This window comes from Gammaproteobacteria bacterium, assembly GCA_030680605.1.
GTDB lineage: Bacteria > Pseudomonadota > Gammaproteobacteria > SURF-13 > SURF-13 > JAQBXX01.
The window spans coordinates 309,725-326,987 of the sequence record JAUXUQ010000002.1 but is presented as its reverse complement, the minus strand read 5'-3'; the positions used below and the strand labels follow the sequence as shown (position 1 = coordinate 326,987).

At 59.2% G+C, this 17,263-nt stretch carries 19 protein-coding genes; 6 read left to right on the top strand and 13 right to left on the bottom strand.

Translation table 11 applies throughout. The annotated features are described in order from the left end of the window. Nucleotides 1-4 precede the first annotated feature (4 nt). Entirely contained in the window at nucleotides 5-1,087 is a 1,083-nt protein-coding gene (locus Q8L89_03065) for an inorganic phosphate transporter (GenBank protein MDP1708032.1), read from the bottom strand. Nucleotides 1,088-1,103: 16 nt separating this feature from the next. Further along, on the bottom strand, nucleotides 1,104-1,838 hold the full coding sequence (locus Q8L89_03060; GenBank protein ID MDP1708031.1) for a TVP38/TMEM64 family protein: 735 nt from the start codon (nucleotides 1,836-1,838) through the stop codon (nucleotides 1,104-1,106). A gap of 186 nt (nucleotides 1,839-2,024) precedes the next feature. Here Q8L89_03060 and Q8L89_03055 point away from each other — a divergent pair, with 186 nt between their 5' ends. From Q8L89_03055 to Q8L89_03040, 4 genes are read left to right on the top strand one after another with little or no spacing between them, the layout of a single operon-like run. After that, complete coding sequence (locus Q8L89_03055) at nucleotides 2,025-3,455, top strand: FAD-dependent oxidoreductase (GenBank protein ID MDP1708030.1); 1,431 nt, start codon at nucleotides 2,025-2,027, stop codon at nucleotides 3,453-3,455. Nucleotides 3,456-3,511: 56 nt separating this feature from the next. Beyond that, entirely contained in the window at nucleotides 3,512-3,802 is a 291-nt protein-coding gene (locus Q8L89_03050) for a hypothetical protein (GenBank protein ID MDP1708029.1), read from the top strand. A gap of 1 nt (nucleotide 3,803) precedes the next feature. After that, nucleotides 3,804-4,658, top strand: a complete 855-nt coding sequence (locus Q8L89_03045; protein ID MDP1708028.1) for a DUF692 domain-containing protein — start codon at nucleotides 3,804-3,806, stop codon at nucleotides 4,656-4,658. A gap of 2 nt (nucleotides 4,659-4,660) precedes the next feature. Then, nucleotides 4,661-5,461 carry a DNA-binding domain-containing protein gene (locus tag Q8L89_03040; GenBank protein MDP1708027.1) on the top strand — a complete coding sequence of 267 codons (801 nt, stop codon included), beginning with the start codon at nucleotides 4,661-4,663 and terminating at the stop codon, nucleotides 5,459-5,461. Nucleotides 5,462-5,519: 58 nt separating this feature from the next. Here Q8L89_03040 and Q8L89_03035 read toward each other — a convergent pair whose 3' ends face one another. From Q8L89_03035 to Q8L89_03020, 4 genes are all read right to left on the bottom strand, one after another. Beyond that, nucleotides 5,520-5,693: a rubredoxin gene (locus Q8L89_03035; GenBank protein MDP1708026.1), complete on the bottom strand. Its 174-nt coding sequence runs from the start codon at nucleotides 5,691-5,693 to the stop codon at nucleotides 5,520-5,522. Nucleotides 5,694-5,717: 24 nt separating this feature from the next. Continuing rightward, nucleotides 5,718-6,194 (bottom strand): rubrerythrin family protein, encoded by a 477-nt coding sequence (locus Q8L89_03030; protein MDP1708025.1) that lies wholly within the window; start codon nucleotides 6,192-6,194, stop codon nucleotides 5,718-5,720. 146 nt (nucleotides 6,195-6,340) lie between these two features. After that, nucleotides 6,341-7,282, bottom strand: coding sequence for a hydrogen peroxide-inducible genes activator (locus Q8L89_03025; protein ID MDP1708024.1), 942 nt, complete (start codon nucleotides 7,280-7,282; stop codon nucleotides 6,341-6,343). Beyond that, on the bottom strand, nucleotides 7,279-7,821 hold the full coding sequence (locus Q8L89_03020) for a C40 family peptidase (GenBank protein ID MDP1708023.1): 543 nt from the start codon (nucleotides 7,819-7,821) through the stop codon (nucleotides 7,279-7,281). The genes Q8L89_03025 and Q8L89_03020 overlap by 4 nt, the downstream gene beginning before the upstream one ends. Nucleotides 7,822-8,033: 212 nt before the next feature. Between Q8L89_03020 and mrcB the strand changes: the two genes are divergently transcribed. Beyond that, entirely contained in the window at nucleotides 8,034-10,283 is a 2,250-nt protein-coding gene (mrcB, locus tag Q8L89_03015) for a penicillin-binding protein 1B (GenBank protein MDP1708022.1), read from the top strand. Between the two features lie 17 nt (nucleotides 10,284-10,300). Next, on the top strand, nucleotides 10,301-10,858 hold the full coding sequence (locus Q8L89_03010; GenBank protein ID MDP1708021.1) for a tetratricopeptide repeat protein: 558 nt from the start codon (nucleotides 10,301-10,303) through the stop codon (nucleotides 10,856-10,858). Nucleotide 10,859: 1 nt separating this feature from the next. On the opposite strand, the gene pyrF is transcribed toward Q8L89_03010, so the two are convergent. The 7 genes from pyrF to aroA all read right to left on the bottom strand — a co-directional run bounded on the left by pyrF (nucleotide 10,860) and on the right by aroA (nucleotide 17,262). Beyond that, nucleotides 10,860-11,561, bottom strand: coding sequence for an orotidine-5'-phosphate decarboxylase (gene pyrF, locus Q8L89_03005; GenBank protein ID MDP1708020.1), 702 nt, complete (start codon nucleotides 11,559-11,561; stop codon nucleotides 10,860-10,862). A gap of 2 nt (nucleotides 11,562-11,563) precedes the next feature. Further along, on the bottom strand, nucleotides 11,564-12,718 hold the full coding sequence (gene lapB, locus Q8L89_03000) for a lipopolysaccharide assembly protein LapB (GenBank protein MDP1708019.1): 1,155 nt from the start codon (nucleotides 12,716-12,718) through the stop codon (nucleotides 11,564-11,566). Then, a complete protein-coding gene (locus Q8L89_02995) occupies nucleotides 12,718-13,011 on the bottom strand; it encodes a LapA family protein (protein MDP1708018.1) in 294 nt (97 codons plus the stop codon). Before Q8L89_02995 ends, lapB begins: the two co-directional genes overlap by 1 nt. A gap of 112 nt (nucleotides 13,012-13,123) precedes the next feature. Beyond that, on the bottom strand, nucleotides 13,124-13,411 hold the full coding sequence (locus Q8L89_02990; GenBank protein ID MDP1708017.1) for an integration host factor subunit beta: 288 nt from the start codon (nucleotides 13,409-13,411) through the stop codon (nucleotides 13,124-13,126). 25 nt (nucleotides 13,412-13,436) lie between these two features. After that, nucleotides 13,437-15,113, bottom strand: a complete 1,677-nt coding sequence (gene rpsA / locus Q8L89_02985) for a 30S ribosomal protein S1 (protein ID MDP1708016.1) — start codon at nucleotides 15,111-15,113, stop codon at nucleotides 13,437-13,439. A 143-nt stretch (nucleotides 15,114-15,256) separates the two neighbouring features. Next, entirely contained in the window at nucleotides 15,257-15,943 is a 687-nt protein-coding gene (cmk, locus tag Q8L89_02980; protein ID MDP1708015.1) for a (d)CMP kinase, read from the bottom strand. Beyond that, nucleotides 15,940-17,262: a 3-phosphoshikimate 1-carboxyvinyltransferase gene (gene aroA / locus Q8L89_02975; protein ID MDP1708014.1), complete on the bottom strand. Its 1,323-nt coding sequence runs from the start codon at nucleotides 17,260-17,262 to the stop codon at nucleotides 15,940-15,942. Before aroA ends, cmk begins: the two co-directional genes overlap by 4 nt. Nucleotide 17,263: the final 1 nt, after the last annotated feature.

The window sequence follows — 17,263 nt, the reverse complement described above, 5'->3', positions numbered from 1 at the left end:
CGTCTTACTCCAGTCTCTGAAACAGCCACGCACACGAGGCCGCCATGCCGCCTGCCAGCGGAAATGTTACCAGCCAGCCATACAACACCAGCTTTAAGGCATCGTGCTGTGCCGGCTTGGCATCTTCGCTCCAGCGCACACCCATCAGTGCACCGGTACTGACATGCGTTGTCGAGACCGGCAAGCCCAGCGGAGTGGCGCTAAGCACCAGCAGCGACGTCCCCAGATTGGCGGCCAGGCCACGGGTAGAGTCGAGCGGCGAAACACGGTGTGCCAGCACATGCAATACGCGCATACCACCCCACCAGCCGCCCATACCCATCACCACGGCAACTGCCATGATCGGCCATACGGCATTGTCCGCACTGAGGGCCAGACCGGGTGAGAGTGCCAAGGTCAGTATCAGGAAAGCCGCGATCTTGGGCACATCGTTGAGGCCGCGGGCAAAACTGGTTGCGCCACTGGAAAACCAGTGCAGCACGGTCAGCACGCGTTGCGCGAGCGGTGGTGGAACGGGTGTCGCAGGTTCGGCACACACAAACGGATTACGCTGCCAGTCTGCCTGCTCACAGCACCCTGGCCTCCAGGACGGCACTTTTTTCTCGACATAGCGCGCCACCAGCAACAGGCCCCAGCACAACCCGATGGCCAGCAACGGACTCAGCAGCAATGGCAACAAGGCCTTGTTGGTCACTGCCGCAGTGCGCAGGCCCTCGGGGCCTCCCAGAACCAGCACGGCACCGACAATACCACCCAGCAAGGCATGCGTCGTAGACACCGGCAGACCCATGCGCGTGGCCAGCAATACCCAAACCGCAGCACCTGTCATGACTCCGCCCACAAAACCCAGCGTCACCGGAAAATCAGCGGCCAAAAATCCACTGCTGAAGGCATTGATCAATGCCGCACCCCACACCGCCGCCGCCAGTCCGCCCAACAGCGTACAAAACGTGCCCCATGCCAGCGCACGCGCTGCACTGGAGACACCGGAGCCCGATAATGTCGCCACACCTTTCGAGACGTCATTGGCGCCATTGGCCCAGGCCATGGCGAGAATAATAAAAATTACTATGATGCTTGTGGCCACTGAAGCCTCCATGCTGTCATCTGTCACTCACATGATTGGCCACGGGAGACGGTTGCCGCCGCTTTTTCACCAGCACCGGCAACAGCGCAAACAGCCCGAGCAGGGCAAAGGCACTCAGTATCTCCCATGACACAAGCTGTTGTGCCGAATCGATACGCCCCAACGATTGGCCGAGATGGGCAAATACAAAGCTGCCGGGGATAATGCCCAGCGCGGTAGCCGCCACATAAGTACGCGTCTTGACAGGCGTAAATGCTGGCGCCAGATTCACCAACCAGAATGGGAATAAGGGCACCAACCGCAGAAACAGCAGATAGTTAAACGCATTCTCATGAAAGCCCGCAATAAGCTTCTTGGCCATACCACCCGCACGCCGTTGCGCTGCTTCTGCAAACAAATAGCGTGCCGCCAGAAAAACCAGCGTCGCGCCTGTAGTCGCCGCGATCACGATCACCCCTGCACCTACCCAGCGTCCGAACAGCAAGCCCGCAGCCAGCGACAACACCGTCGCGCCCGGCACACTCAATGCGGTAGACGCCGCATAGACCACCATACCCCCGAACAACATCGCATAGTAGTGCTGCCCGGTAAATGTCAGCAACTGATCACGGTTCTGTTTCAGCGCCTCCAGGCTCACCCACTCACTGCCACCCGCAACAAAGAACAATACAAATCCGCCCACGAACAGCAATACGATGATCAGCTTGACCCATAGCCTTTGTGTCACTGCCTGCAGCTGTTCATCCGCCATGTTCGCCTCCCATTACCTGAGCCTGTATTGTGGCGTACAGCCACCCCCCGTTTTGTCACGAAAGTATAAAGTTTATCTTACGCCAGTCACAAATCGTGCACTCAGGCCCGTAAAGGGCTTGCTTGCCCAGGGGAATCAATTTAAGTTGTCCACACCCTCACTCACATACTACAGGGCACGCGATTCATGGCAAGAACAGAATACGACTTGTGCATCATCGGTGGCGGCGCGGCCGGTCTGGTCGCCGCCGCAGGCGCTGCCACCCTGGGCGCAAAAGTAGTACTGGTGGAAAAACACCGCTTGGGCGGTGATTGCCTGTATTACGGCTGCGTCCCCAGCAAGGCCTTGCTGCACAGCGCCCACGTTGCACACACCACACGCGAGGCCGCGCGCTTCGGCATCAACGCCGCACTGCAACCCATACAGCTGGCGGATGTCATGCAGCGCGTTAATACCGTCATCCGTGCGATTGAACCCAACGACAGTCCTGAACGCTTCCGTCAGCTGGGCGTCGAGGTCATCTTCGGTGCTGGACAATTCACTGCACCAGACAGCTTTGAGATGGATGGCCGTATCTTGCGCGCACGAAATTTCGTACTGGCCACCGGCTCGCGCCCGGCAATACCGTCCATTCCAGGCATCGACAGCATCCCCTATCTGACCAATGAAACCGTATTCACGCTGCAGGAGGCCGTGCCACAGATCATCATTCTCGGCGCCGGCCCGATTGGCATCGAGATGGCACAGGCATTTGCACGTCTGGGCAGTCACGTGCATGTCGTACAGCGCGGTGAGCGCATTCTGCCCAGAGAGGATGCGGACCTTGCCCACATAGTGACTGAAAAATTACGCACGGAGGGCGTAGAGTTTCACTTTGACAGCACACCTACGCGCGCAGAACGCAGCGTAAACGGTGTGCGCCTGCACATTACCCAGCCGTCGGGCACAACAACGCTGCTGGAGGCATCACACCTGCTGGTCGCCACCGGACGCCGACTCAATCTCGAAAATCTTGGCCTTGAGCGCGCAGACGTCACGCTTGAGCAGGGGCGACTGCTGCTCGATCAACGTCTGCGCACCACCAACAAGCATATCTACGCCTGCGGTGACATAGGCGGACCCTATCAGTTCACCCATATGGCCGAACATCAGGCCGGCGTGGTACTCCGCAATGCCTTATTCCATCTGCCCGCTAAAACGCAAACACGCAATATTCCCTGGTGCACCTTCACCGATCCCGAGTTGGCACGCGTCGGCCTGTCCGAAGATGAGGCCAAGGCGCAAGCCATCCCGTACCGTGCCTACACCTTTCCCTTCCATGACATTGATCGCGCCCAGGCCGACGGCACCACCGAGGGCAGCGCCAAGATCATCACACGCCCGAACGGGCGTCTGCTCGGGGCTGCGCTGGTCGGGCCCCGTGCCGGGGAGCTGATTCATGAGTATGTGCTGGCAATTGCCCGGAACATGAAGGCCAGTGATTTGTCCAAGGTCATACACATATACCCCACACTGGCCCAGATTAACCGACGCGTGGCTGATCAGCGCCTTAAGGATGGGCTGACACCGCGCACCAGAAAATGGATCAAGCGCCTCTTTCGGCTGCGCGGCGCATAAACATTCTACCTGCTTCAAGCAACCGGATTCCGCCCATCATGAAATGGAGAAACACCATGGCCACCACACTCCCGAAAAGCCTGCTGCTGGCGGGCGCGGCAGCAGCATTGCTGCTCAACCCCGGCTTCGCTGCCACCGTCGCTGACATGCAGCCCGCTGGCAAGGGCAAGGTACGCTGCGCTGGCGTTAACTCCTGCAAAGGCCAGGGCGACTGCGCCAGTGCCAACAACTGCAAAGGCAGCAACAACTGCAAGGGCCAGGGTTTTCTGCGCATGAGCAAGGCAGATTGCGAGACCGCACTACTCAAATTGCAGCAACAGGAAACAGATCCCTTATCCGTTGACTGATATGCCAGCCACTGCACTCACACGCCCTGCGCTCGGTTACGGCCTCGGCCTGCGCACCACCCATTACCAGGCGCTGCTCCGTGATCTGCCGCCGCTCGACTGGCTGGAGGTGCTGTCGGAAAACTATATGGTGGCGGGTGGCAAACCGCTGGATTACCTGGATCGCATCCGCGCCCACTATCCTGTCGTGATGCATGGTGTCTCGCTCTCCATAGGCTCCGGCGATCCACTCGACCAGAACTACCTGCGACAGCTCAAGACACTGGCGCAACGTATCGAACCCCACTGGATATCGGATCACCTGTGCTGGACCGGCGTCCAACACAAGAACATGCATGACCTGCTGCCACTGCCCTATACCGAAGAAGCACTGCAGCACGTCGTCACCCGCGTCAAACAAGTACAGGATTTCCTCGGCCAGCGTATTTTGCTGGAAAACGTCTCCAGCTACCTCACCTACACCGACTCCGCCATGAGCGAATGGGAGTTCCTGCGCGCCGTGTGTGAACAGGCCGACTGCCTGCTATTGCTCGACATCAACAATATCTATGTCAGCGCACGCAATCATGGCTTTGATCCGCTCACCTTTCTGGAGGCCATCCCGATTGATCGCCTGCAACAATTTCATCTGGCAGGACACAGCATGAATGGCGATATGATCATCGACACTCATGATGCGCCTGTTATTGACCCGGTGTGGGATTTGTATGCCCAAGCCGTGCGGCGTTTCGGTGCGGTGAGCACATTACTGGAGCGTGATGACAATATCCCGGAACTGCCTGAACTGATCGCTGAGCTGGCACACGCCCGGACCCTGGCGACCACTGTGCTGGCTGAAAAACCGGTGGCCGCCTAAACATGCCCCCACACGCACTGCCCCAGCTGCAAGACGCCTTTCAAGGCTTCCTCCTGCGCACGCAGGATATAAACACTATTGCCACTGCTGTTGTAAGTGACGCCAAGGGTTCCGCCTCCCGGCGACTCGACATCTACGCCTATGCCTATCGTGCACGCCTGAGTGAAGCGCTGGAACAGGACTTTGAAGCGCTGCACACCCTGCTGGGTGATGACCAGTTTCACAGCCTCTGTCACGCCTATGTGCAGTTGCACCCGTCGCAGCATTTTTCACTGCGCTACCTCGGCCAACACATGGCGGCCTTTCTCCGTGCGCATGACCTCTACCAGCAGCAGCCGGTGCTGGCGGAGCTGGCGGCATTCGAATGGGCCATGACAGAGGCCTTCGATGCCGCCGATACGTCAGTTATCCGGCTGGATGACCTCGCCGGACTCACGGCCGAACACTGGGGTGACCTGCGCTTTTCAATCCATCCCTCAGTGCAGCGGCTGGAACTGACCTGGAATGCACCGGCGATATGGAACGCTGTCCAGCAGGAACTTGCACCACCACCGCCCCAGGGCGCCGGCCAACCCGTAACCTGGCTGGTCTGGCGCCAGGAACTCAAGACCTGGTTCCGCTCCCTGCCCACTGACGAAGCCTGGGCCTGGCAGGCCGCCTACTCCGACCACAGTTTCGCTGAAATATGCGACGGGTTGTGTCGCTGGCTGGATGAAGACACTGTACCGGCCGCTGCCGCCTGCATGTTGCAGCGCTGGATCAATGACGGTCTGATCAGCAGCATTCGCTGCCCTGCCCGGTAGTTCAGGCAATAAAAAAGCGGATGAGGGCGTTGCCCTCATCCGCCGTGCTTCCCTGCTATTACGCCGCCTCGATCAACACCATCTCGAAATCGGCCTTGGCGACGCCGCATTCCGGGCAGGCCCAGTTCTCCGGGATATCTTCCCAGCGCGTACCGGGGGCAATCCCCTCCTTGAGCAGGCCCTCAGCCTCGTCATAGATAAAGCCGCATACCACACATTTCCATTTCTTCATGATTTCATCTCCTCCGTTATCCGATTAGGCAGCTGCGACCTTGGCAAGCGTCGCGCGGTAATTGTTGGCATGCCGCTCCTCCACCTTGGCAAGTGCCGCGAAGCGCTTGGCAGCCTTTTCCAGGGTGGCACGGAAGCGTTCAGCATGCTCCCTGGACTCGGCAATCTGCTCGTCGTATTCCGCCACGGCAGCACTGTTGCCTTCCTCGACCGCCATGTGCCGGAAGCTGGGATACATTTCGGTGTATTCATAAGTCTCACCGGCAATGGCCATCTCCAGACACTGCTTCACATCCATCTCGGTCTTCGGATAAAGCAGGTCCATGTGTCCGAAGGCGTGCTGAACTTCCTGCGCCGCAGTCTCCTCGAACACCTTGGCCGTATCCACATCGCCATGGGCACGGGCAATACCGGCAAAATACAGGTACTTGATATGAGCCATGGACTCGCCAGCGAAGGCGGCCTCAATATTTTTTACAGTCACTGATTCCTGCGTTTTCATCATCATCTCCTCTTGCTGTTACTGTCGTTTCGACCGCTGTCGTGCGACCTTGAAGAGAATGATAAGGGCGGGAGATCGATAAATCTAATTGATTATAAAGATGTTATTAATAGTTTTTTACTATTAATAACAAAACGCGGGTACTGCTATTTTCTGCGTGATGCCTTGTCCAGCATGGTAACGCAGCGTAGCGGCGAGCCATATATTGCGGCCCGCAACGTCTCAATCGCCTGCGGCCGCGGGAAGCTGCTGCGCCAAGCCAGCGCAATACGACGCTTGGGCACAGGCTCCGCGAAGGGCCGGGTTGCCAACATGTGCTCCTCCGCCTCATGGCCATGCACCGAGGTACAGGGCAATACGGTTATCCCGGCGCCCGAGGCCACCATATGGCGGATGGTCTCGAGTGACCCTCCCTCCAGGGTGCGCTGCAGGCTACCGCTGGCACTGGCGCGATTCAACTCAGGACAAGCCTTGAGCACCTGGTCACGAAAGCAGTGCCCGGCGCCGAGTAACAACAGATTTTCCTTCGCCAGCGACCGCGCCTTGATCTGTTTCTCTTTCTTCCACGGGTGCTGAGCCGGCAGTACCACCTTGAATGGCTCATCATAAACAGGTTGGGTGACGATACCTGCTTCTGCAAACGGTAATGAGATTACGATGACATCCAGGTCGCCGCGCCGCAGTTGTTCCGCCAGATGCGCCGTATACCCTTCCTCAAGCAGCAACTGCATCCGTGGTGCGCGCTGATGCAAACCCGGAATCAGGTGTGGCAGCAAATACGGGCCTACAGTGTAGATCACCCCCAACCGCAGCGGCCCCACCAATGGATCCCTGCCCTCCTGGGCAATGTGTTTGATCACCTCCGCCTGCTCCAATGCACGCTGGGCCTGCTCAACAATGCGCTGGCCCAGCGGCGTGATCGCAATGTCGGAGGCATTGCGCTCAAACAACATGACGCCCAGTTCGTCCTCAAGCTTGCGTACGGCCACACTCAATGTCGGTTGGCTGACATGACAGGCCACCGCTGCACGACCAAAATGGCGTTCGCGTGCGACCGCGACAATATAACGGAGTTCCGTCAGCGTCATGGTGATGCCAGGGCAATACGTCCGCCACGAACCCAGCGCTCACGCCAGTAACGATTATCCAGGCTGTCACTCATCACGCTTCTGCCCGTGGAAGGCGCATGAATAAATGAGCGCCCACCCTCGTAGATGCCTACGTGCGAGACACGGCTGCCGCCCAGGCGGAAAAATACCAGATCGCCTGGCTTGAGCTCATCCGCGCTGATTGGGGTTGTGTGGGAAAACTGTGCGAGTGCAGTGCGTGGCAGTATGATACCCGCTTGCAAATAGCCGTAATACACCAGCCCACTACAATCAAAGCTGTCTGGTCCCGCCCCACCATATTGATAGGGGCTATCGAGTTTTTCCCTGGCCACACTCAGCACCTTGATGCTCGACGCAGAGACGGAAGCTCCGGAGGAGTCTCCAGCCTGAACGTCCACGGGCGCTCGCATCCCGGACTGTGTCGTCACGCTGCCACAGGCCGCAAGCTCGAAGCTGAGCGTAACAACGAGGGCAGCAAGCCTCAACGTACAGGTGCCGGCGGGATTTCCAAAACTCACCCCATTACTCTCCTTAGCAATGAATCAGCCAGGCCAGCATGCCACTCCCCGGCAGGCTGTTGCGTGCGGCTAGACTACGTCGCGCCCATGCTGAAATCAAGCACTCCATGATGCCAAGTCCATGATAAAAACGTATACTTGCAGCGATGGCAGCCAGACCACCACGCAATAAATCCCACGCCTCACGAGCCCTTGGGCCATGGGCGCGGCTTATGCTTTACGCCATGTTCGGCATGCTGGTTATTGGCATACCCTATGTTGCCTATCTCGACTACACCGTCCGCACCCAGTTTGAAGGCAAGCGCTGGGCATTACCCGCGCGCGTCTATGCCCGGCCACTGGAACTGTTCCAGGGCGTCAACCTCACCGCCGAGCAGCTCAGCCAGGAGTTGGTCAATCTTGGCTATGTGAATACGGCGCGCCCGGAAACACCCGGAACGTTTGTACGCATGCCCAATGGCTTGCGTTTCGTGACCCGCTCCTTCCGCTTCTGGGATGGCACAGAGTCTTCCGTTTCAGTACAGGCAGAATTCGATGGCGGTACCGTGCGCATGCTACGCGACCCCATAAGCGGCACTGCCGTCGATCTGGTGCGTCTCGATCCATTGCTGATTGGCAGCATTTATCCCTCTCATCACGAAGACCGCGTGCTGGTGCAGATCAACGATGTCCCGCCGCTGCTGATCAAAATGCTGATCGCCATTGAGGATCGTCACTACTACGCGCACCACGGCATCGATCCGTTTTCTATTCTGCGGGCGGTATGGGCCAATCTGCGCGCAGGCAGCACAGTACAAGGCGGCAGTACGCTTACCCAGCAGCTGGTCAAGAATTTTTACCTCAGCGCGGAGAGGACACTATGGCGCAAGCTTAATGAAGCCCTCATGTCGCTGCTGCTTGAGGCACATTACTCCAAGGACGAGATTCTCGAGGCTTATCTCAATGAGATATTTCTCGGTCAGGATGGCAAACGCGCCATTCACGGCTTTGGGCTGGCCAGCCAGTTCTACTTCAACCGCCCCCTGACGGAGCTCAAGCCCGCACACCTTGCCCTGCTGGTCGGGCTGGTGCGCGGAGCATCCTTCTACGATCCGCGTCGTCACCCAGCACGTGCCCTGGCCTTGCGTAATAGTATCTTCGACACCCTCGCCAGCGAAGGTGTCCTTGGCATCCAGGAAGTGGCCAGTGCGAAGGCGACCACGCTGGGTGTCACCCAACGCCCCCCCAGCGGGATTTCACCCTACCCCGCCTTCATGGATCTGGTGCGACGCCAATTACAGCGCGATTACAAGGAAGAGGATCTGACCTCCGAGGGGCTTCAGATATTTACCACGCTCGATCCACGGATACAGGACAGTGTGGACAAGGCGCTGAGTACCCGTATCGCAAGCCTGGAAAAACAGTATCAACTCCCGGCCCGCAAGCTTGAGGGCGCAGCACTGGTAACACGCACAGAAAATGGCGAAGTATTGGCCGTGGTAGGGGGGCGCGATACTCGCTACTCCGGATTCAACCGCGCGCTGGACGCTCAGCGCCAGATCGGTTCTCTGGTAAAGCCGGCGGTGTATCTCACCGCCCTCATGCAGCCCCAGAAATACACTCTGGCGACACAGCTTGATGACAGCCCGCTCACAGTCAAGAACCCGGGGGGCAAGGTCTGGACACCCAGCAACTACGATCATGAATATCGCGGCCCAGTCGCTCTACACACAGCGCTCGCGCAATCACTCAATGTGGCGACTGCCCGACTCGGCATCGAGGTTGGGATACCCAATGTTGTGAACACACTCAAGAAGCTCGGAGTTGAGCGCACCATCCCTCCCTATCCGTCGATGCTACTCGGGGCCATGGAACTCGCTCCGATCGAAGTTGCACAGATGTACCAGACGCTCGCCAGCGGCGGCTTTCAAATGCCGCTACGCGCCATCCGCGAAGTGCTCACCGCAAAGGGCGAACCGCTGCAGCATTATGGCCTGTCGATCAGACAGGTATTTGAGCCAGCGCCTGTGTTTCTTGTCACCAGCGCCATGCAGGAAGTGACCAGCATGGGGACTGCGCGTTCGCTTTACACCCAGATTCCGGCCAGCCTCGCCATCGCCGGCAAGACCGGCACCACAGATGATCTGCGCGACAGCTGGTTTGCCGGCTTCAGTGGGCAGCACCTGATGGTGGCATGGTTGGGACGGGACGATAATCGCCCCATCGGATTGACGGGCGCGAGCGGCGCTCTGCGCGTCTGGGGTGATACCATAAGCCGTATCGGCACACAGCCGTTGCGCCCGGTACCGCCAACCGACATCGAAACCATAACACTGGACGCCGCCACCCATTTACGCGCCGGATCAGGATGTAGCGAAGTCGCACAGTTGCCGTTCATCGCCGGCTCGGCACCACAGGAATTTGCACCCTGCGCGCACGAGCAGGGCAATCCACTCTCCCGTTTCCTGAAAAACATTTTTTAGTGTAAGGCCAGAGAGGAATGATGACACCACCCACACTGAAACTGTCGCTGGCCTGTCTCGGCATGATCATGCTGGCGGGCTGCTCACTTGCGCCTATACGTGCGCCCGTGGAAAACCGCGCACTGGCCCCCCTGCCTCAGTCGGGCGCCGATACCCCCACGGCTGCTGTGTCGACAGAGGAGTCTGCTGTCGTTGTAACACCTTATCCTGCGGCCGGAGGTGCGACGGCGGCCACCCCCCTGCCCCAACCCGAGCCATCGCAATCGTTCGAGTCCTCCCCGCCCAGCACCGCTGTCATCGCCCTGCTCGACACTGCCTCCCAGCAGGCCCGCGCAGGCAGGCATGACACCGCAGCGGCTACACTGGAGCGCGCACTACGGCTCGAACCCCGCAACCCCGAGCTGTGGACCCGCCTCGCCGAGGTTCGCCTGCAACAGGGTGATTACGAGCAGGCTGCCAGTCTTGCCGCCAAATCCAACAACCTGGCGGGCAACAATACTGCCCTCATCAACCGTAATCAGGACATCATTGAGCAGGCGCGCAAGCGGAAAGGCGCCGTCAAAAAGCCGGGCTGACTCAACTCCGGGCCGTGATACTGGAGCTGATGTCGTGCAACGCCTGCATCGGATCCTGCGCCGCTGTAATGGGCCGTCCGATCACCAGATAGTCCGCACCATTGCGCAGGGCCTGTGCCGGGGTGGCGTACCGTTTCTGGTCTCCTGTCTCGCCCCCGGGAAGACGTATACCCGGCGTCACCAGACAAAATCCTGCCCCCAGCGACTGTCGCAGCGCAGGCGCCTCGAGCGGCGAACAGACTACTCCGTCCATGCCTGATTGTTGCGCGAGCGTCGCAAGGCGCAGTACGCTCTGCTCCACCGTACCCGCCACACCTGTCTCTGCCAACGCCTGCTCGTCCATGCTGGTCAGCACCGTTACTGCGATCAGGATCGGTGGTGTACGCGACGCGGTAATCGCATCGCGCGCAGCCAGCATCATTTTGCGCCCACCCAGGGCATGTACATTCAGCATCCATACACCCAGCTCTGCCGCTGCGGCACACGCCTTGGCAACGGTATTCGGGATGTCATGGAACTTGAGATCAAGAAACACCTCGAACCCGTCGTGCACGAGCCTCTCGATCAATGCAGGCCCGCCGCGCACAAACAACTCTTTCCCCACCTTGAGCCGACAGCTTGCTGGCTCAAGACGCCCCACCAGCCCCAGCGCCTCTGCGGGTGACGCGTAATCCAGCGCAACTATGATGCGTGAGCCACTCATCTTCAACCTTGCACCGGCTTGACCGTGTTCCATTGTTTGCAGCCGGGGCATTGCCAGTGCAACGCCTTTCCGGAAAATCCGCAGTGGACACAACTGTATGCCGGATGACCATTACGTAGTTGGCTGGTCAGCTCGTGCAGCAGCAGCATATCTTCGCGCGCCTCGCCTTGCACTGCAGCAAGCTTGAGCTCGATCAATTTCTCCAGTCCACGTACCGAAGGGCTGTTCCGCAACTGACGGGAGATGAAATCGATAGCCTCTTTGTTACCGTGCTGGGCGCTCATAAGTTCTGCCAGGGCGAGCATCAGCATAACCCCGCCATGACGCGCATGCACCTGCTTCAAATATTCAATGAGTTGCTCATGCTGGCCCAGCGCACGGTAGCAGGTCGTCAACGGTTCCAGTATCTCGGACAGGTATTCAGGATCCTGTTTCTCGACACGCTTGAGGGCCGTGATGGCGCCCGCATAGTCTCCTGCAGCGATCGACATATCTCCCTGAAGCAGGCTGGCGCGGGCACACTCTGCGTCTTCGCCCAGCGCGTGCTTGAGCATGAGCTCTGCGGTTGCACAGTCACCCCGCGTGGAGGCCAGTTCAGCAAGTTCGCAATGATACTGGGCCAGCACATGATTTTCAGTCTGCCCGGTTACCGCTGCAAGTTTCTGCGTAGTTGTAATGGCCTTGTCCCAGTCTTTCTCCTGCTGGTAGATGTCGATCAGTTGCCGTAGCGCTGGCAATATGTGTTCGTCGAGCTCTATCAGTTCATGAAACAGGCTCTCCGCACGATCGAGCAGACCGGCACGCATATAATCCTGGCCCAGCTCCAGCAATGCCTGGGTGCGTTGCACGCGGTTCAGGGTTGGGCGAGCAATCAGATTCTGGTGAATGCGGATGGCGCGATCCGTTTCCCCACGGCGGCGAAACAGGTTGCCCAGCGCAAGATGCGTCTCGACTGTTTCATTGTCCACCTCAAGCACACGGATAAATACTTCAATCGCCTTGTCAGGCTGCTCGTTGAGGAGATAGTTGAGGCCCTTGAGATAATGTGACGAGAGGGTGAGGTCGGTACGAGACTCATAGCGCCGTGAACTGCTGCGTCCCAGCCACCAGCCTGAGGCTGCGGCAACAGGCAACAGCAGTGCCAGCCACGTCCACACTACGTGATGTCTACCAGTGAGTCTTTCCGCGCGCTGGCTGCATCCTGCTCGCAGCGCTGGAGTGCCGCACGCAATCGTCTCTGCTCATACCTGGATTTTATCAGCCCCCCCAGACAGGCCAGTATGCCGAGCAGAGCGCCGAGCACCACTGCCAATGCGAGTGCCAATGCGAGCGGCCCCTGCCACAGGCCCAGATAGTAATTGATCGTGACCGGGCCCGTGTTCAGTGCGGCAAAAACCAGCCCGGATACGCCGATCACGAGTAACAGGATCAATCGGATAATGCGCAACATTTCTGATTTCCCTCGGGGCTATACCACCGTCTCCAACAAAAAAACGGCATGAGCCATGCAACCCATGCCGTTTGATACCTGGCGGAACAACGTCACGTGCTGCACGCTGGCGTTATTTTATCCCGTTGTTGACACGTTCGCGCAACTCCTTGCCTGGCTTGAAGTGCGGGGCGTACTTGCCGGACAACGGCACCTGCTCGCCAGTCTTCGGATTACGGCCCATACGAGGCGGGCGGTAATGCAGGGAGAAACTGCCAAACCCACGAATCTCAATACGCTCGCCGCTCGACAAGGCCTGCCCCATGTGATCCAGCATGGTCTTGACGGCAAGCTCGATATCCTTGTACGCGAGATGCGTCTGCTTGGCAGACAGTATGTCTATGAGTTCCGATTTCGTCATCCGTTTTTATTGCGCGGGTTAGCTGTCAACCCTCGCCCTTATTGCCCATATGCTCTTTCAGAATATCGCCCAGCGTTGAACCACCGCCACCACTACGGCTGTAGTCCTGCATCGCCTCGGCCTCTTCCTCGGTGTCCTTGGCCTTGATGGAGAGTGTGACGGCACGGCTTTTGCGCTCGACGCCCACAAACTTGGCCTCGACCTCGTCACCCACCTTGAGTACGGTGCGTGCATCCTCGATACGGTCACGCGACAGGTCAGAGGCACGCAGACTGCCCTCGACGCCATCACCCAGCTGTATCACAGCACCCTTGGCGTCCACTTCGCTGACTACGCCCTTCACGATGCTCCCCTTGGGATGTGCGGCGACAAAGTTGGAGAACGGGTCTTTATCCATCTGCTTGATGCCGAGCGAGATGCGTTCGCGCTCCGGATCGACGGCGAGTATGACCGCCTCGATGTCATCGCCTTTCTTGTAGTTGCGTACCGCCTCTTCGCCCGGCTGGCTCCAGGAGATGTCCGACAGGTGTACCAGGCCGTCAATGCTACCGTCCAGCCCAACGAAGATGCCGAAATCGGTAATGGACTTGATCTTGCCCGTGATTTTGTCGTTCTTGTTATGGGTGGCGGCAAACTCTTCCCAGGGATTGGTCTGGCATTGCTTGATACCGAGCGAAATGCGGCGACGCTCCTCGTCGATATCCAGCACCATGACCTCAACCTCGTCGCCCAACTGCACCAGCTTGGAGGGGTGTACGTTCTTGTTGGTCCAGTCCATCTCGGAAACGTGCACCAGACCTTCCACGCCATCTTCAATTTCTACAAAACAGCCATAATCGGCAATATTGGTGATCTTGCCAAACAGTCGCGCTCCTTGCGGATAACGGCGTGCGAGATCGACCCAGGGATCGTCTTCCATCTGCTTCAGGCCGAGCGAGACACGGTTGCGCTCCTTGTCGAACTTGAGCACCTTGACGTCGATCTCGTCGCCTACGCTGACGATGTCGCCCGGATGCTTGACGCGCTTCCAGGCCATGTCGGTGATGTGCAGCAGGCCATCGATGCCGCCCAGATCCACAAACGCACCATAGTCGGTCAGGTTCTTTACCACGCCCTTGACCATCTGCCCTTCCTGCAGACTGTCCAACAGCGCATCGCGCTCAGTACTGCCCTCGGATTCAACCACCGCGCGGCGCGATACCACCACGTTGTTGCGCTTGCGGTCGATCTTGATAATCTTGAAATCCAGCGTCTTGCCTTCCAGGTAGCCCGGATCGCGCACGGGCCGCACATCCACCAGCGAACCCGGCAGGAACGCATTCACATCGTTGATCTCGACGGTAAAGCCGCCCTTGACCCGGCCACTGATGAGGCCGCTCACGACATCGCCTGACTCAAAGGCCCGCTCCAGTCGTATCCAGGACTGGTCACGTTTGGCCTTTTCACGCGAAAGCTTGGTTTCGCCGAAGCCATCTTCGATGGCGTCGAGCGCCACATCGACCTGGTCACCGACCACGACCTCGATCTCGCCCTGTTCGTTGCGGAACTGCTCAACGGGGATTAAGGCTTCGGACTTGAGTCCGGCATCCACAATGACAACGTCATCCTGTATGCGCAGCACGGTACCGGTAACGATCGCGCCAGAACGCATGTACTTGTTGATCTGGCTGCCTTCGAACAACTGTGCAAAGCTTTCACTCATGGATCTTACAACCTCTCGCCGGAACGGGGACGCCCTGCCCGGACGGTTAAATTATCACCGGTTTGCGCTACTCATCCGGCGCAAACCACCCTTAAAAAAATTGTATATAAAACAAATACGTCTGATACTGCCTTGCGCCGTCCTTACAGCAGCTTCAATACCTGCTGCACCACAGCTTCGATGGTAAGCCCGGAGGTATCCAGCACGACGGCATCGGGCGCTGGCCTGAGGGGAGAGGCGCTACGCGCACTGTCACGCGCATCACGCTCGGTAATCTCGGCAACAAGATCAGGCATGGTAGCACTGCTCTGATTGGTGATCAACCCTTTTTCGATCAACTGCTTATAGCGGCGCTCGGCCCGGCACGCCGGGCTTGCCGTGAGAAAAATCTTGGGCCGGGCAGCGGGGAATACCACGCTGCCCATATCGCGCCCGTCCGCCACCAATCCCGGCGGCCGGCAAAAGGCCCGCTGCCGCTCCAGCAACGCCGCCCGCACGGCTGGCAAAGCAGCCAACCGGGAGGCAGCGTTACCGCACGCCTCCGTGCGCAGCACCTGCCCCACATCGCGGCCCTCCAGCAGCACCCGATCTGCCGCAGGGTCGTCGCCCTGCACCACAAAGTCTGCATTCAGCTGTAATGCCAAGGCCGCCAGCGCGGCCTCGTCATCCAGGGCCACGCCATGCCGCTCGGCCGCCAATGCCACCAGGCGGTACAGCGCCCCGCTGTCCAGCAGGTGCCAGCCCAGCCGCCCTGCCAGAATACGGCTCAGTGTGCCCTTGCCCGACCCGCTGGGGCCGTCTATGGTCAACACCGGAACCGCCTGGCTCACGCGCCGTCCGTGCTGCTGATCGCTAATCCCGCACGCTGCGCAAGGCCGACAAAGCCGGGGAACGAGGTATTCACATTGGCGCAGTCAGCAATGGAGATAGCGGTCTGCGCACACAGTGCTGCCATGGCAAAGGCCATGGCGATGCGGTGATCACCGTGGCTGTCGATCATCCCGCCGCCCAGCCTGCCGCCCTGGATCACCATTCCGTCAAGGGTGGGTCGCGCCTCAATCCCGAGTTGCGCCAACCCATCGGCCATCGCCTGGATGCGGTCGCTTTCCTTCACGCGCAGCTCATGTGCCCCGGTGAGTACCGTTTCGCCCGTGGCGCAGGCGGCAGCGATAAACAGTGCGGGAAATTCATCTATCGCCAGCGGCACCTGGTCTTCCGGAACACGCACACCATGCAGACTGGCAGCACGCACACGAATATCCGCCACCGGTTCGCCACCCACTGTACGCTCATTAAGCAGCGTGATGTCCGCACCCATGCGGCGCAGGATGTTGATCACGCCGATGCGGGTCGGATTAATACCCACATGCTCCAGCATCACATCTGATCCTGGCGCAATGCTGGCCCCCACCATGAAAAATGCAGCCGATGAAATATCCGCCGGGACATCAATCGACGTGGCGTGCAACTCACCACCACCGGCCAGGCACACTGTGGCACCCTCCTGTTCCACGACGTAACCGAAACCGCGCAGCATGCGCTCGGTATGATCCCGCGTCGGCGCTGGCTCTGTGACGCAGATGGAACCGCTCGCATAGAGCCCTGCGAGCAACAGCGCAGACTTCACCTGTGCACTCGCCACCGGCAACTGATAATCAATCCCGGTCAGCCCTTGCCCGCCCCGTATCAGCAGCGGCGCGGTGCCCTGCGCCGTGGCTTCAATGTGTGCGCCCATGCGCGCCAGCGGCTCAGTGACACGCCGCATGGGTCGACGTGACAGCGAGGCATCGCCCGTCAGCGTCACGTCAAACGGCAGGCCGCACAACAGGCCCGACAACAGACGCATCGATGTACCCGAATTGCCCAGGTCAAGCGCCGCCACGGGCGGCTTCAGGCCATGCAGCCCCACACCGTGAATCACGAGCTTGCCCGGAGCGGGATGCTCTATGGTCACGCCCAGGGCACGGAATGCCGCCAGCGTGCACAGGCAATCTTCTCCATCAAGAAACCCGCTCACCGCAGTCACGCCAGTGGCGACAGACCCCAGCATGATGGCACGATGTGAAATGGACTTGTCCCCTGGCACGCGCACGCGCCCGCGCAGTGCGCCACCCGGCGTTACGTGATATGTCAGCGCAGAAACCGTCATG

What these genes read in the sequence shown, in the direction of transcription:
- Q8L89_03060 (MDP1708031.1), bottom strand. Translation starts at nt 1,838, where the DNA reads ATGGCGGATGAACAGCTGCAGGCAGTGACACAAAGGCTATGGGTCAAG.
- Q8L89_03055 (MDP1708030.1), top strand. Translation starts at nt 2,025, where the DNA reads ATGGCAAGAACAGAATACGACTTGTGCATCATCGGTGGCGGCGCGGCC.
- Q8L89_03050 (MDP1708029.1), top strand. Translation starts at nt 3,512, where the DNA reads ATGGCCACCACACTCCCGAAAAGCCTGCTGCTGGCGGGCGCGGCAGCA.
- Q8L89_03045 (MDP1708028.1), top strand. Translation starts at nt 3,804, where the DNA reads ATGCCAGCCACTGCACTCACACGCCCTGCGCTCGGTTACGGCCTCGGC.
- Q8L89_03040 (MDP1708027.1), top strand. Translation starts at nt 4,661, where the DNA reads ATGCCCCCACACGCACTGCCCCAGCTGCAAGACGCCTTTCAAGGCTTC.
- Q8L89_03035 (MDP1708026.1), bottom strand. Translation starts at nt 5,693, where the DNA reads ATGAAGAAATGGAAATGTGTGGTATGCGGCTTTATCTATGACGAGGCT.
- Q8L89_03030 (MDP1708025.1), bottom strand. Translation starts at nt 6,194, where the DNA reads ATGAAAACGCAGGAATCAGTGACTGTAAAAAATATTGAGGCCGCCTTC.
- Q8L89_03025 (MDP1708024.1), bottom strand. Translation starts at nt 7,282, where the DNA reads ATGACGCTGACGGAACTCCGTTATATTGTCGCGGTCGCACGCGAACGC.
- mrcB (MDP1708022.1), top strand. Translation starts at nt 8,034, where the DNA reads ATGCTTTACGCCATGTTCGGCATGCTGGTTATTGGCATACCCTATGTT.
- Q8L89_03010 (MDP1708021.1), top strand. Translation starts at nt 10,301, where the DNA reads ATGATGACACCACCCACACTGAAACTGTCGCTGGCCTGTCTCGGCATG.
- pyrF (MDP1708020.1), bottom strand. Translation starts at nt 11,561, where the DNA reads ATGAGTGGCTCACGCATCATAGTTGCGCTGGATTACGCGTCACCCGCA.
- Q8L89_02995 (MDP1708018.1), bottom strand. Translation starts at nt 13,011, where the DNA reads ATGTTGCGCATTATCCGATTGATCCTGTTACTCGTGATCGGCGTATCC.
- Q8L89_02990 (MDP1708017.1), bottom strand. Translation starts at nt 13,411, where the DNA reads ATGACGAAATCGGAACTCATAGACATACTGTCTGCCAAGCAGACGCAT.
- rpsA (MDP1708016.1), bottom strand. Translation starts at nt 15,113, where the DNA reads ATGAGTGAAAGCTTTGCACAGTTGTTCGAAGGCAGCCAGATCAACAAG.
- aroA (MDP1708014.1), bottom strand. Translation starts at nt 17,262, where the DNA reads ATGACGGTTTCTGCGCTGACATATCACGTAACGCCGGGTGGCGCACTG.